Origin of the sequence: Paenibacillus antarcticus, from assembly GCF_001637225.1 — a bacterium.
Lineage (GTDB): Bacteria > Bacillota > Bacilli > Paenibacillales > Paenibacillaceae > Paenibacillus_AQ > Paenibacillus_AQ antarcticus.
The window spans coordinates 25,022-39,235 of the sequence record NZ_LVJI01000009.1 but is presented as its reverse complement, the minus strand read 5'-3'; the positions used below and the strand labels follow the sequence as shown (position 1 = coordinate 39,235).

General features: G+C 39.2%; 14 protein-coding genes and 1 pseudogene. 12 read left to right on the top strand and 3 right to left on the bottom strand.

Annotated features, from left to right (window positions below; genetic code table 11):
* The first annotated feature begins 62 nt into the window (after positions 1–62).
* The 11 genes and pseudogenes from PBAT_RS07600 (at position 63) to PBAT_RS07555 (ending at position 9,322) form a co-directional block, all read left to right on the top strand.
* A complete protein-coding gene (locus PBAT_RS07600; protein ID WP_068648183.1) occupies positions 63–905 on the top strand; it encodes a carbohydrate ABC transporter permease in 843 nt (280 codons plus the stop codon).
* Positions 905–1,744 carry a carbohydrate ABC transporter permease gene (locus tag PBAT_RS07595; protein ID WP_068648181.1) on the top strand — a complete coding sequence of 280 codons (840 nt, stop codon included), beginning with the start codon at positions 905–907 and terminating at the stop codon, positions 1,742–1,744. The genes PBAT_RS07600 and PBAT_RS07595 overlap by 1 nt, the downstream gene beginning before the upstream one ends.
* A gap of 202 nt (positions 1,745–1,946) precedes the next feature.
* The gene (locus tag PBAT_RS07590) at positions 1,947–2,978 is read left to right on the top strand and encodes a LacI family DNA-binding transcriptional regulator (RefSeq protein WP_068648179.1); all 1,032 of its coding nucleotides are present in this window, start codon (positions 1,947–1,949) and stop codon (positions 2,976–2,978) included.
* A gap of 110 nt (positions 2,979–3,088) precedes the next feature.
* On the top strand, positions 3,089–3,634 hold the full coding sequence (locus PBAT_RS07585; RefSeq protein WP_084402887.1) for a GNAT family N-acetyltransferase: 546 nt from the start codon (positions 3,089–3,091) through the stop codon (positions 3,632–3,634).
* A 41-nt stretch (positions 3,635–3,675) separates the two neighbouring features.
* A complete protein-coding gene (locus PBAT_RS07580; RefSeq protein ID WP_068648177.1) occupies positions 3,676–3,858 on the top strand; it encodes a hypothetical protein in 183 nt (60 codons plus the stop codon).
* Positions 3,859–3,880: 22 nt separating this feature from the next.
* On the top strand, positions 3,881–4,438 hold the full coding sequence (locus PBAT_RS07575; protein WP_068648175.1) for a histidine phosphatase family protein: 558 nt from the start codon (positions 3,881–3,883) through the stop codon (positions 4,436–4,438).
* Between the two features lie 133 nt (positions 4,439–4,571).
* On the top strand, positions 4,572–4,709 hold the full coding sequence (locus PBAT_RS25540; RefSeq protein ID WP_169810090.1) for a hypothetical protein: 138 nt from the start codon (positions 4,572–4,574) through the stop codon (positions 4,707–4,709).
* A 540-nt stretch (positions 4,710–5,249) separates the two neighbouring features.
* Complete coding sequence (gene thrS, locus PBAT_RS07570; protein WP_420848737.1) at positions 5,250–7,211, top strand: threonine--tRNA ligase; 1,962 nt, start codon at positions 5,250–5,252, stop codon at positions 7,209–7,211.
* Between the two features lie 152 nt (positions 7,212–7,363).
* The gene (locus PBAT_RS07565) at positions 7,364–7,579 is read left to right on the top strand and encodes a hypothetical protein (RefSeq protein ID WP_068648171.1); all 216 of its coding nucleotides are present in this window, start codon (positions 7,364–7,366) and stop codon (positions 7,577–7,579) included.
* 94 nt (positions 7,580–7,673) lie between these two features.
* Positions 7,674–8,879 carry an MDR family MFS transporter gene (locus PBAT_RS07560; RefSeq protein ID WP_068648169.1) on the top strand — a complete coding sequence of 402 codons (1,206 nt, stop codon included), beginning with the start codon at positions 7,674–7,676 and terminating at the stop codon, positions 8,877–8,879.
* A 19-nt stretch (positions 8,880–8,898) separates the two neighbouring features.
* A pseudogene (locus PBAT_RS07555) lies at positions 8,899–9,322 on the top strand (VOC family protein).
* A gap of 302 nt (positions 9,323–9,624) precedes the next feature.
* On the opposite strand, the gene aspA reads toward PBAT_RS07555, so the two are convergent.
* Positions 9,625–11,034 carry an aspartate ammonia-lyase gene (gene aspA / locus PBAT_RS07550; protein WP_068648168.1) on the bottom strand — a complete coding sequence of 470 codons (1,410 nt, stop codon included), beginning with the start codon at positions 11,032–11,034 and terminating at the stop codon, positions 9,625–9,627.
* A gap of 509 nt (positions 11,035–11,543) precedes the next feature.
* On the opposite strand from aspA, the gene PBAT_RS07545 reads away from it, so the two are divergent.
* Positions 11,544–12,290, top strand: a complete 747-nt coding sequence (locus tag PBAT_RS07545) for an SDR family NAD(P)-dependent oxidoreductase (RefSeq protein ID WP_068648166.1) — start codon at positions 11,544–11,546, stop codon at positions 12,288–12,290.
* Positions 12,291–12,347: 57 nt separating this feature from the next.
* On the opposite strand, the gene PBAT_RS07540 is transcribed toward PBAT_RS07545, so the two are convergent.
* Complete coding sequence (locus tag PBAT_RS07540) at positions 12,348–12,959, bottom strand: TetR/AcrR family transcriptional regulator (protein WP_068648164.1); 612 nt, start codon at positions 12,957–12,959, stop codon at positions 12,348–12,350.
* Positions 12,960–13,003: 44 nt separating this feature from the next.
* Positions 13,004–14,194, bottom strand: coding sequence for an enoyl-ACP reductase FabV (fabV, locus tag PBAT_RS07535; protein ID WP_068648162.1), 1,191 nt, complete (start codon positions 14,192–14,194; stop codon positions 13,004–13,006).
* Positions 14,195–14,214: the final 20 nt, after the last annotated feature.

The following is a 14,214-nucleotide window of genomic DNA, read 5'->3' as shown; positions in this document are numbered from 1 at the left end:
TCGTTGAGTGTTAAATTTGTCTGAGTTATCATGCTTTAATACTCAGTTAGGAGAAGACAATAATGGAAAAATCGATTAAAAAGTATTTTGCACTGTTTGCATTACCAACTTTACTGGCTTTTTCAGTAGCATTTTTAATACCATTTGTTTTAGGGATCATTTTGTCTTTCACAGAGTTTACGACCGTTACCGATGCGAAATGGGTAGGTATGAGTAATTATATCAAAGCATTTTCTAACCAAGAGTTTATAAATGCACTGTGGTTTACCGTTAAGTTCACTGTGCTATCCGTCATAACAATAAATGTATTTGCTTTCCTACTTGCAACGTTGTTAACCAGAGGAAAGAAAGGTACTAACATATTTAGAACGATATTTTTTATGCCTAACTTAATTGGTGGTATTGTATTAGGATATATATGGCAACTGATTCTTAATGGTATTTTGTATTACTTCGACGTTACGTTGACGTTTGATGCTAAATACGGCTTTTGGGGATTAATCATACTTATGAATTGGCAACTCATTGGTTATATGATGATTGTGTATATTGCAGGTATTCAGAATATTCCTAAGGACATCATTGAGGCAGCTAAAATTGATGGAGCTCCTCGTTTTCAAATATTACGTAACGTGACCATCCCATTAGTGATGCCGGCAATTACAATATGTTTATTCCTGACATTGTCGAACTCATTCAAACTTTTTGACCAAAACTTAGCGTTAACTGCGGGTGCGCCATCTAAGCAAACAACCATGTTAGCACTGGATATTTACAACTCCTTTTATAGTAAAACGGGTTGGGAAGGTGTAGGTCAGGCTAAGGCAGTCGTATTCTTTGTTCTAGTCGCATTGATCGCATTAATTCAACTTGTTATTACTAGAAGAAAGGAGATTGAGAATTAATGGAAACGAAATCATCAAGAATTAAAGATAGCATTAGTTACATCGTGTTAATATTGTTATCTATTGCATTTCTAGGACCTATTTTCATCGTTCTGATGAACTCTTTCAAAGGGAAGTTTTACATTAGTGACACGCCATTCTTATTCCCTAATAGCACTACATTTAGTGGCTTAGAGAATTATATAGGTGGTATTGCTAAGACTGATTTCATGAGTGCATTTGGAATGTCATTGTTTATCACGGTATTTTCTGTTGCTGTTATTGTCTTATTTACTTCTATGACAGCATGGTATATTACACGAGTAAAGACTAAGTTTACGAATATGTTATATTATGTATTTGTATTCTCAATGATCGTACCATTCCAAATGGTGATGTTCACCATGTCAAAGGTCGCTAATATCATCCATCTTGATAATCCAATTGGGCTTATATTAATTTACCTTGGATTTGGATCTGGGTTATCTGTGTTCTTGTTCAGTGGATTTGTGAAATCCATACCTATTGAGATCGAAGAGGCGGTTATGATGGACGGGTGTAACCCAGTTCAGGCGTTCTTTTCCATCGTATTACCCATCCTAAAACCAACGGCTATCACAGTAGCTATACTAAATGTCATGTGGGTATGGAATGATTACTTATTACCTGATTTAATCATTGGTACCGAGTATAAAACTATTCCTATTGCAATCCAGTATCTTAAGGGTGGATATGGATCTATAGATATGGGTGCTATGATGGCCATGTTAGTATTAGCTATCGTACCAATCGTCATATTCTACTTGTTATGTCAAAAGTATATTATTGAAGGTGTTGTTGCAGGAGCTGTTAAGGGGTAATGACTAATTAACAACTCCGACATTTATGGTAATTTTATCAAAGAGTAGCATTGCTTTCTCGGTGACTTAGACCCCCCGAGAACACTCTACTCTTGTTTTGTATATATGTGTATGTATATACAATAAACCAAATTCTGGTATAGTATGATGATAAGAACCTGGGTTTAATGGGTGAAACTACGGTGTAAGGGAAGAACTTGATATGGAAAGAATCACAATTATTGACATTGCGAAAATGTGCGGCGTGGGCGTAACGACAGTATCAAGAGCGATAAATAATCATCCCGATATTAATGAAGAGACAAAAATGATGATTATGCGTGTCATTAAAGAAAATCATTACATTCCAAATAACAGTGCAAGAAATTTGAAACGTGCTGCTTCAAAAACAATAGCTGTATTGATTAAAGGGATTACCAATCCTTTTTTCAATCATATGATTAAGGTGTTTGAAGAAGAGATTAAAAGGAAAAAGTATTCTTTTTTTCTGCAACGCGTAGATGAGAACCAAGATGAAATCGATGTTGCGATAGAATTAGAGAAGGAAAAACGATTAAAAGGGATTGTATTTCTAGGAGGATATTTCTCTCACTCGAAAGAAAAGCTAACGCAATTGACGGTACCATTTGTGCTTAGTACGATTGGAATGTCAGAAGTTGTTGAACCTAATGAGTATTCCTCTGTATCCGTTGACGACTTTAATGAGAGTTATAAATTAGTAGATTATTTATGTAGTCTTGGACATACAAAGATTGCTACAATAACTGCAAATATGGAAGATGTAAGTATAGGGAAATTAAGATTTGAAGGTTATAAAAAAGCTTTAGCAGATCATGGGGTGGACTATAATGCGGATTTGGTATGGCATATGAAAGACGATATTGAGAGCTATACGATGGAAAATGGTTATGTTGTTACCAAAGAATTGTTAGCATCAAAGGAAGAATTCACAGCCCTTTATGCTATCTCTGATAGCCTAGCTATTGGTGCATGTAAAGCCTTGCTTGAAGCTGGAAAAAGAGTGCCAGAAGATTATTCAGTTGCTGGCTTTGATGGACTAGATATATCATTCTATTATAATCCATCGATCACTACGATGAAACAACCAGTGGGAGAAATTGCAGAAGAGACCATCAAAATACTGTTTGATTTGATCAATAAGAAAATAACACATGCACATAAAACATTTCCAGCAGAATTAATCGTTAGAGAGTCTACTAGGTCCTTACTATAAGTAATACGATTGAACATTAAGTGCGAAAGCGCTTGATGTTTTTTTGTGTTCCCGTCAATTCTACTACTTGATATAATAGATGGAAATGTTGTAAACAGGAGGCCCCCTACGTGATTATATTAGAAGAGAATGAGATGAGCATAAGACAACTCAGATCTGAAGATTCTACCCTGTTGCACAAATGGCTGTCAGATCCTGTCGTGTTAGAGTATTATGAAGGTCGTGATCATCCACATGATATAGCATTAATCAACAAACATTTTTACGAGAATAGAGAAGGTATCACTTCGTGTATTATTCAATATAAGGGAAAAGAAATAGGGTATATTCAATTCTACCTTATTGATGAAGAAGAGAAAGAAATCTATGGGTATGTAGAATTTGATGGTAAAATATATGGAATGGACCAATTCATAGGAGAAGTTGAATTCTGGAATAAAGGAATCGGTTCACGTGTTATCAAAGAAATGCGGAACTACCTTATATCAAATAAAGAAGCAAAGATAATCGTAATGGATCCACAAGCGTGGAATACAAGAGCTCTGAGAGTATATGAAAAGAATGGGTTTATAAAGAAGAAACTTCTTGAACAACATGAATGGCACGAAGGGGAATTAAGAGATTGTTGGCTAATGGAATACGAAGTGAATGAATAAGGTGTTATAGATTCATATTAATATTGAAGAGGTGATATGCGTTGAAAGGAATTAATTATCTAACGATTGCTATCTTAAATTTCTTAGCCGCGATTGCGTTTATTGTAACCGTTGTGGTCTCAGATCATAGTAACTGGAAGATCACATACGGATTTGGATTCGTGGGATTATTATTTGCTATAACTGGCGTTGCCAATACGATAAATCATATAAAGAAAAAATGATCAATAGAGGAGGTTTGTGGACATGTATACTACGATTTACTTCGTAAGACATGCAGAATCACCCTATATAGAGAATGAAGAACGTACAAGAGGATTATCTAATAAAGGGCAACGAGACTCCATTAAAGTTAAAGAACTTCTGATCAACGAAGGAATTGACGTGTTCGTCTCGAGCCCTTATGAAAGAGCTAAAGCAACGATTCAGCAATTGGCTAATGATTGTTCTGCAGATATCCTGATAGAAGAAGATCTGAGAGAAAGAGCCATAGGTGATTTCACGAATTGGGATTTTAAAGAAGCTAAGAGAAAAGTATACGAAGATGTTCACTTCACATTCCCAAATGGAGAATCAAGTCATCAAGCTCAGAATAGAGCGAGAGCATGTATCGAAAAGATACTTATTCATCACCAAGGTAAGAGGATTGTTATTGGTACACATGGAGATATCATGACCTTGATGATGAATCATTTCGATGCAGAATATGATTATGATTTCTGGATGTCTTCCACGATGCCAGATATTTATAAGTTGAATTTTGAAGAATTGGAATTATGTGATGTCATTAGAATGTGGAGTTGAGAGGGATCTTCTACATGTTGTAGGATTATAATATCTTGAGGACGATAAGCAAATTCCTTGCCATTTAACCCACTCTCCAGATCATGGATGCACATATTGTATGATGTACCCAATTGAAAAGGAGGGAAATATGATGAGCGAAGTTGTTGGAGGATACGGCGGTGTTGGCGGTGTTGGTGGAGTAGGTTGTGGGTTTGGCGGTGCAGGTGTAGGAGCAATTTTAGTATTGTTCATTTTGCTTGTTATCATCACTAAAGCATTTTGTATATAATCTAAAATTTATATTTAAAATAACTTTTTTTGGAGGGTTCATTGTTATTTCTTTGAACCAACATGCCATATCAAAGGACCACTGAGGCTTATGCCCCAGTGGTCTTTTGATTAAACCTATAATACAAGTCGTACTTAATACCATGAATTGGGTTGCAATTTTTATACTAGTGAGTTTATAATGATCACAGTATTGGTTGGGGATTACCACCAATCCAACATAATTAGGCATTGATCAAAGACATGATTTCCTTGTCCGGACTGTCCAGAGATAGAAGTGATTGCTGCAAGCTTCTACTGTACCGGTTGTGAGATTACCCCTTTGTAGCTGTGGTGTTGAACCCGTTAATTTACGGTTGTACATATCACCGTCTTATCTACGTTATAGGATACTAATGATTAATGAAGGACCTTGTTTATTTCAAACACGTTAGGGTGAATAGCCTCAGCATGTTTGTGACAGGTTGAATTAGGGTGGAACCACGAGCTTAGATGCACTCGTCCCTTGGGGGATGTGATGCGTCTTTTTTGCGTTCAATAAATGGCTCGTACAACAATTTGTGAGAAATGGAGGCTAATCAAGATGAATGAGATTAACGTAACGCTGCAAGATGGAACAGTTAGGAGGTATCCGCAAGGAACCTCGATATCAGAAGTAGCAGAATCAATCAGTACAGGTTTGAAAAAGAATGCGGTGGCTGGAACAACGAACGGCACTATCGTTGATCTCAATCACTCGATTGAGCATGATTGCCTCGTCGAGTTGATAACACTTGATAGCCGTGAAGGATTATATATATATAGACATACAACTGCACATGTTATGGCACAAGCGATTAAACGGTTATTCGGTTCGAGAAATGTGAAGTTAGGAATTGGACCTGTTATCGAAGATGGATTTTATTATGATATCGATATAGAGACACCGTTATCAGTCGATGATCTCGCTGCGATTGAGACAGAAATGGGCAAAGTGATTCAAGAGAATCTGCCTATATTGCGTCGAGAGGTGAGTCGAGAGGAAGCCAACCGAAAGTTCGAGCAATTGGATGAGCCGTTAAAGCTAGAACTCATTGCTAACTTGTCGGAGGATGCAGTTATTTCGATTTATGAGCAAGGGGAGTTTGTAGATTTGTGCCGGGGACCTCACTTGCCATCAACTGGACGGATTAAAGTGTTCAAGTTATTAAGTGTAGCGGGAGCGTACTGGCGCGGGAATTCGGATAATAAAATGCTTCAGCGAATCTACGGTACTTCTTTTCCGAAAAAGGCAGATCTCGAGGAGCATCTATATTTGTTGGAGGAAGCGAAGAAACGTGATCATCGTAAGCTGGGTAAAGAACTCGAATTGTTCATGTTCTCTGAAGAGTCACCTGGCATGCCTTTTTATCTACCTAAGGGTATGGCGATCCGCAATACACTTGAACAATACTCTCGTGAGTTACAAAGACTATGGGGTTATGAAGAGGTATTTACACCACTGATGATGAACAATCGACTATGGGAGCAATCCGGACACTACGAGCATTACCGTGAGAATATGTATTTTACGAACGTGGACGAAACAACCTTTGCACTCAAACCAATGAATTGTCCGGGGCATATGCTTATTTTTAAAAATAGTCTACATTCCTATCGAGATTTACCTATCCGCTTATCTGAATTTGGTCAAGTTCACCGCCACGAATATTCGGGAGCGCTGAATGGAATGATGCGAGTCCGTACATTTTGCCAAGATGATGCCCACATATTTGCTCGTCCGGATCAGATCGAAGAAGAGATTAGTCGTGCAATTGCATTGATTGATCATATCTATAAAGTGTTTGGATTCGAATATAAGATTGAGCTATCTACTCGCCCAGAAGATTATATGGGATCGGATGAACTGTGGGATATTGCTGAGCAATCTTTGGCAAATGTGCTAGATCAGCGTGGCATTCAATATCGTGTGAATGAAGGTGATGGTGCATTCTACGGACCTAAAATTGACTTTCACATTCAAGATGCCCTCAAACGAAATTGGCAATGTGGCACGATTCAATTGGACTTCCAGATGCCAGAGAAATTCGATCTGACATACGTGGGAGAGTACAATCAGAAGCATAGACCTGTTGTTATCCATCGAGCTATATTTGGTTCCATAGATAGATTCTTAGGGATTCTAACAGAACATTATAGTGGAGCATTTCCAATCTGGCTCGCACCGGTGCAAGCCAAGATTCTGCCCGTCTCCGAGAAGGATAACGATGTTGCCTTTCAGGTGAAGAAACAGCTAGAACAGGATGGAATACGAGTAGAGATTGATGTACGCAATGAGAAGCTTGGTTATAAGATCCGTGAGGCACAGTTAGAGAAATCACCATACATGCTTATTATTGGAGAGAATGAGAGAAGTTCAGATAGCGTGTCAGTGCGTAAGCGCGGCGAAGGCGATCTTGGTATGAGGCGTGTGAGAGAACTGATTGAGATGGTGAAAGGGGAAGTCCATACTCAAATGTATTAAAGATGTAGGATGAACTCAGATAAGGGTAGTTGTAAATAATATTAATAACTGCAATGAAGAACCCGTAGAAGTATTTTGCTTGGTACATAAGCAAATCTTCAGCGGGTTTTTATTATGTGTTGAATTCGGTTTTTTCAAGATTTGATTGACTGATGGGAGAATTGGAGAAAAGTCATGTTCCTCGTAATTTTTATCAAGCGAGGGAACTATCAGAACGTCTCTCCATTCACTCAGATCGTGGTTTAAAGGTGACATTTAAAGAGTTTGAGGATGAAGAGCATGTATCGGATGTATCTGTATTATCGATGATGATTAGTCGGGCTTTGCGGCTAATTCTGATTTCATATAATATCTATCATGCAGTTTAGCAAATACACGTTCTGTGTTAGAATAATAAAATTAGTTCGGATACATAAGTAGTGAAAATAAATTACAACTTAGAGTTGGAGAAAGCGACATGATATGAAATCACAATTAAAGAACATTCATCCCTTATCATGGACCATTATTTTGGGTTCGATTTTTGGTCGAATGGCCACGTCCATGAGTATCCCGTTTTTATCTATTTATTTGATTAAAACGATGGGTGCATCCGCATCACAGACCGGAATCGTTGTTGCTGTAAGCTCGTTAATTGGTGTGTTTGCTAGTTTCTACGGAGGATACATATCTGATATTATAGGTCGGAAAAAGGTGCTGTTGATCTCGGTATTCGGCTGGGCTCTAGTCTTTATAGGGTTTGCCGTTGCAGACGAAATCTGGATTTTTTTTGTAGTGAACGCACTTAACGGTTTGTGTCGTGCGATGTTTGAACCAACTTCTCGTGCCTTGCTCGCAGATATTACACCTCAGGAAAGCAAGCTACTTGTGTTTAACTTACGGTATGCCGCAATTAACTTGGGTGTTGTATTTGGACCTATATTGGGCTTGCAAATGGGAGCATCAGGGTCCAACTGGTCTTTTGTTATTGCGGGGATCGTGTACTTATTCTATGGTGTGACGTTGATTATTCAATTCATTAGATACCCTGAACTGGGTACTGCTACTAGTAGCAGTAGTGAACAGGTTACACTCATGGGTGCGTTCCGTGCTGTTAGTGGGGACCGCATATTTATGTGTGTGCTGATCGGAATGATATTCTGTGTACTTGGATACGGACATTTCAGTTCTACGTTAGCACAATATATGGAGATGAGCCCAACGATTGAAGATGGAGCGAAGTGGTTTAGCTATATGTTATCACTCAATGCGATTGTCGTGCTGGCATGTCAATTCCCTGTAGTTAAATACGCAAGTAAGTTACCACCGGTTATTCCCCTTATACTAGGAAGTGTATTTGTATCTTGCAGTCTACTGTTATTTGGAATCTTTCAATCTCTTATTGGATTAATGGTTGGTGTTGTGTTATTCACGATAGGAGAGGTATTGATGTTTACGATGACGGATGTGCTCATTGATAGGATCGCTACGACCGAACTTCGAGGAACATATTTTGGAATGATAGGATTCAATAATTTGGGGAATGTGATGGCGCCGTTGCTAGGAGGATTTCTCTTGGATGCGTTAGGTGTAGATTCATCCGTTATTATATTCACGATCATTGCTGTGACATCCGCCTTTGGAATACCATTCTTGCTCTCTGCCAATAGGATTATGAAGAGACAATAATAGAACGGAGAGCTAATACATGTTACACCATGTTGAATTAAACGTTTCAAACTTAAGTGTGACAAAGGATTTCTGGGGTTGGTTTCTTATCAAATTAGGCTATGTAAAATATCAGCAATGGGAACAAGGTGTGAGTTACAAATACGATAATACCTATATCGTATTTGTACAAGCAGAGAGAAAATATATGGGTATCGCGTACAATCGACATCGCGTAGGGCTTAACCATTTGGCTTTCCATACTAATTCTAAAGAACAAGTCAATGAGATCATGATAGAACTAAATAAGAGAGCCGTCAAAATACTGTATTTGGACAAAAAAACTACGAGCTGGATGGCAAGATACATATGCGGTATATTTCGAAGGCCCGGATAGAATAAAGGTTGAATTAGTTGCTCCGATGAATGAATCTTCAAATGCATCCATTTTCAATCGGATCTAAATAATATCAAATATTGAATAGGTAAGGAAATGAAAACAGCGCCTTCTTTATTATAATATTACAGCATATGAAAAATTCATAATAAGGAACAAAAAACGAATCTAGTTACATGACTTAAGCGCCTCATGTTTATGAACCTATATTTGAACAAAGTTCGAATTAAAACTCATTTTAATCATAAAAGCAAATCTAAAGGGGAGAACCAGATATATCTGGTTCTCCCCTTTAGATTGCAAATCATTTATCTCAATATAATAAAGTTACTGATGATGAAGAACTACTTCTCTACAGGAAAGACTATTTTACTCCCTATGAAGTAGTTCTGCACCTGCGATACCAGGGTTCGTCATTTGATACGGATCGAGTATGATATTTAATTCCTCTTCGGTCAACACATTGTAGAGGAGACATAGACTACGTACCGATTTACCTGTATTAATAGCTTCCTGAGCGATGCGGGATACGACTTCATAACCTAAGTGAGGGTTAAGCGCGGTAATAATACCTACACTGTTCTCAACATATTCACGACAATGATCTACGTTGGCCTGAATACCTTCAATACAATGTTCTCTAAAGACACGGAATCCCTGATTCATAATTTCTAAAGATTGAAGTAAGTTGTACACCAATACCGGTTCCATTACGTTTAGTTCCAATTGACCAGCTTCTGACGCGAGGCAAATGGTATGATCATTACCGATGACTTGGAATGCAATCTGAGTAATGACTTCACACATTACAGGGTTCACTTTACCTGGCATGATGGATGATCCTGGTTGACGGGAAGGGAGCGTAATTTCTCCTAATCCAGCTCTTGGACCCGATGCCATGAGACGAAGGTCATTAGCGACTTTCGACATGTTCATCATACAGATTTTCAGTGCTGCTGAGACTTCTGTATAAGCATCTGTATTTTGTGTTGCATCTACGAGATGTTCTGCAGGCTCTAAAGGAAAACCACTTAGTTCTGCAAGTATTTCCGCCACCCGCTTAATATAAGTTACATCTGCATTAAGCCCTGTACCCACGGCAGTTGCACCCATATTAATATCGAGTAAATTGGGTTTTGTGGAAGTAAGTCTCTTTATATCTCTTTCAAGCACACGAGCGTAAGCTTGGAACTCTTGTCCGAGACGGATGGGCACAGCATCCTGTAAATGGGTTCGTCCCATTTTGATAACACCGTCAAATTCCGTAGCTTTATCACTGAATGCTTTATGTAAGTCTTTCATGGTCAAAAGTAGCTTCTCAATCATTGTCAGTACAGCTAAGTGTACTGCTGTAGGGAAAGAATCGTTTGTAGACTGAGCCATATTGACATGATTATTCGGACTAATGTCAGCATAACTTCCTTTGTCCTTGCCTATGATTTCAAGGGCACGATTAGCAATGACCTCGTTGGTATTCATATTAATGGATGTTCCTGCACCACCTTGAATGGGGTCGACAATAAACTGATCGAACCATTGACCAGCAATAATTTCATCAGCGGCTTGAACGATAGCATCTCCCTTAGAGGGAAGTAATCGTCTGATTTCCATATTAGCCATTGCTGCGCCTTTTTTAACCATTGCCATGGCACGAATTAATTCGGGATGAATGCGTTGTCCAGTAATGGGGAAATTCTCTGATGCTCTTATGGTTTGAATACCGTAATAAGCGTGTGACGGAACATCTTTAGTACCAAGAAAGTCTTTTTCCAATCTCATAATATGAATTCCTCCGAGTGTGAAAAGATAGTAATATAATCCTGGTGTAAGCACTTTATTTACCAGACTCGGTCTCATTATAGTCGTTTCATGTCAGGTTATCAATTGTAATTTTATTTCTTATCGTAACAATCATGCTTAAGCGCTCGAAGTACGTTTAGCAGCTCATGTTGTGTCTTTGGAATTTGTGGTAATCCCTTCATGAAACGATCCAATCTAAGGCATTCTTCAATACGCAGGTATACCGGTCCCATATTCTGGTGTATATATAAGCACTCCGTCTGCCTCGATAATCTTTGATCACATTTCTTGGACAGTACCACAGCAGAGGTCCTTCGTCAATCCTAGGCACCTTTGCGCGAGTATGAGCAGCGGAGGAGATTAGAGTTGAATAATTATAATATTAAATGACATTATGTATATTAATTCACATAATGGACAATAAGGTATATACTTCTCCTTGTAAGCGGTTACGGAATGCTAAGTTCATAATGGAGAGGGAGATTAATATGGGACGTTTAAGTGGTAAAGTGGCAATTATAACAGGAGCTGCAAATGGATTGGGGGCGGCTGACGCTAGACTTTTTGCACAAGAAGGAGCTATGGTGGTAGGAACCGACCTGAATATCAATGCGCTGAACGAAATTATAAAAGAAATTAAGAGTATTGGCGGAGAAGCAATAGCTCTTCAACATAATGTTGCTTCTGAGGATGACTGGAAGAGAGTAATAGAAGAGACGCTTAAACAATACGGAAAAATAGATATTCTAGTTAACAATGCCGGTATTTCTTCAACCATGACCATTGCTAACCTGGAGATGGATCATTGGAATAAAGTGATGGATATTAACTTGAACGGTTGTATGCTGGGAATGAAATACGTAATCCCTGAAATGCAAAAGATAGGGGCAGGTTCAGTCATTAATATTTCCTCTATCGGTGGTATTGTAGGTATGGCTGGTTCGAGCGCATACACTGCTGCCAAAGGTGCATTGCGAGCGATCTCTAAAGCTGCTGCGGTTGAATTCGCCAAATCACAAATTCGTGTCAATTCAATTCATCCCGGCATTATTGAAACACCAATGACCGCTCCAACATTTGAATCTGCTACGCCTTATTATAAGACATTCACACAATTACCTTACTTCGGTAAACCAGAAGATATCGCTTATGGCGTATTATATCTAGCTTCTGATGAGTCTCGGTATATGACTGGATCGGAACTAGTTATTGATGGTGGTTGGACTGCTCTGTAAATGGAAACATGAAAGGAGCTCTCTCGCATTCACGGGAGAGCTCCTTTCTCATCATTTCTATTGTTGTCCGGGCTGTATAATATACGGACCTTTAATGGAGAGATTCATCAATTGTGAGGCCATATCTTTCTCGGGGTAAGGCATTTGGTTCTCAATCCACCAGATAATCACCTCTAGAAAGGCAGACTCCACATATTTGATAATTAAGTCACGATTTGCAGTGAGATTATTGTCATTAGGTTCTATATGGTTGATCCCTTGAGATACAAATTCGTGAATGAGTTCCATCAGTCCAGAGGAAAAGGCAGGAATCCGATTCTTCACCAACAATGCCTGATATTGATCATAGTGTTCACCTACATGGTGAAAGAGCCGTATGAAACTGGGATGGGCTTCACCGCTGGTGAAATTAAACTGTACAGGTTCTTCGGTGGAATATTCCATCGACTCGCGTAGTTCCTGAAGAAGATCAATGATGCACTGCTGAACCAAATCCTGTTTATCATTGAAATGGAGATAAAAAGTAGCACGTTTAATGGTAGCAAGGTCAGCGATATCTTGCACCGTAATTTGTTCGAATTCGCGGGTTTCTAGTAATTCAAACATCGCTTTACGAAGCAGACGCTGTGTGCGAACGACCCTAGGGTCGGTTTTTTTAGGAATTACCATTACTATCGTCCTCCAATGACGAATCTTACACGATTGGGTATTGATTATAGGGAGTTAGGGACCTGAACATCAGGGTTAATATCAGCATCATAATCTACACCTTCGGATTCAAATCCAAACAGTTGGAAGAATTCACGGGTGTATCCCTTGAGATCCGTAAGTTCATAAATATTTTCTGTCGTGATCTGATTCCATATCTGAGTGACCTCAGCTTGTACATCTTCGCGTAATTCCCAATCATCGATGCGAATGCGGCCTTTTTCATCTACAGGTGTACCACTATCCGTGTACAGACGTTCATTAAACAATCGATATGTTTGTTCAATACATCCTTCGTGAAGTCCCTTTTCCTTCATCACTTTATATAAGGCAGAAACATATAATGGTACAACTGGAATAGCGGAACTAGATTGCGTTACAAGTGCCTTGCTAACACATACATAAGCACGCCCCCCGCCTATAGCGAGTTGGTCATTCATTTGTAGGGCAGTTGCCTCAAGGTGATCTTTGGCTTGACCAATGGAGCCATCTCTATAAATAGCTTGCGTGATTTCTGAACCGATGTATGAGTATGCGATAGTCGTTGCGTTATCAGCTAGTACGCCAGCTTGACGAAGTCCATCGATCCATAGCTTCCAATCATCGCCACCCATCACTGTGACCGTATCATGCACTTCTTGTTCGGTTGCCTCTTCAATCGTAACTTGACTCACTTCTCCCGTATGGAAATTGACGGTTTGGTTCGTAAAAGAATTTCCAATAGGTTTAAGTACGGAATTGACCAATTCACCTGTCTGCGGATCAATTCTACGTGGGGAAGCGACACTATAGATGACTAGGTCCACTTGGCCCAGTTCAGTGCGAATAAGTTCGATCGTCTTGTCCTTTGTCTCGGAAGAGAAAGCGTCCCCTGTGACACTGTATGATTTGAGACCAGCAGCTTCTGCTGCTTTCTCAAACGCTGCAGAATTGTACCAACCAGCTGAAGCGGTGCGTTTCTCACTTCCACCACTTGGGCGGTAAACACCAACTGTGTTTGCATGTGCTCCAAATGCAGCTACGATTCGAGATGCCAGTCCATAGCCCGTAGAGGCTCCGATGACTAATACATTGCGGGGACCCTTAATTTCTGGATTCGCTTGTACATATTTTATTTGCTCGTGTACCTGACTAGCACAACCCTCAGGATGCGATGTCGTACATATAAATCCACGTGTTCTCGGCTTAATAATCATTTGTGTATAAATTCCTCTCT

What these genes read in the sequence shown, in the direction of transcription:
- PBAT_RS07600 (WP_068648183.1), top strand. Translation starts at nt 63, where the DNA reads ATGGAAAAATCGATTAAAAAGTATTTTGCACTGTTTGCATTACCAACT.
- PBAT_RS07595 (WP_068648181.1), top strand. Translation starts at nt 905, where the DNA reads ATGGAAACGAAATCATCAAGAATTAAAGATAGCATTAGTTACATCGTG.
- PBAT_RS07590 (WP_068648179.1), top strand. Translation starts at nt 1,947, where the DNA reads ATGGAAAGAATCACAATTATTGACATTGCGAAAATGTGCGGCGTGGGC.
- PBAT_RS07575 (WP_068648175.1), top strand. Translation starts at nt 3,881, where the DNA reads ATGTATACTACGATTTACTTCGTAAGACATGCAGAATCACCCTATATA.
- PBAT_RS25540 (WP_169810090.1), top strand. Translation starts at nt 4,572, where the DNA reads ATGAGCGAAGTTGTTGGAGGATACGGCGGTGTTGGCGGTGTTGGTGGA.
- thrS (WP_420848737.1), top strand. Translation starts at nt 5,250, where the DNA reads ATGGCTCGTACAACAATTTGTGAGAAATGGAGGCTAATCAAGATGAAT.
- PBAT_RS07565 (WP_068648171.1), top strand. Translation starts at nt 7,364, where the DNA reads ATGGGAGAATTGGAGAAAAGTCATGTTCCTCGTAATTTTTATCAAGCG.
- PBAT_RS07560 (WP_068648169.1), top strand. Translation starts at nt 7,674, where the DNA reads ATGAAATCACAATTAAAGAACATTCATCCCTTATCATGGACCATTATT.
- aspA (WP_068648168.1), bottom strand. Translation starts at nt 11,034, where the DNA reads ATGAGATTGGAAAAAGACTTTCTTGGTACTAAAGATGTTCCGTCACAC.
- PBAT_RS07545 (WP_068648166.1), top strand. Translation starts at nt 11,544, where the DNA reads ATGGGACGTTTAAGTGGTAAAGTGGCAATTATAACAGGAGCTGCAAAT.
- PBAT_RS07540 (WP_068648164.1), bottom strand. Translation starts at nt 12,959, where the DNA reads ATGGTAATTCCTAAAAAAACCGACCCTAGGGTCGTTCGCACACAGCGT.
- fabV (WP_068648162.1), bottom strand. Translation starts at nt 14,194, where the DNA reads ATGATTATTAAGCCGAGAACACGTGGATTTATATGTACGACATCGCAT.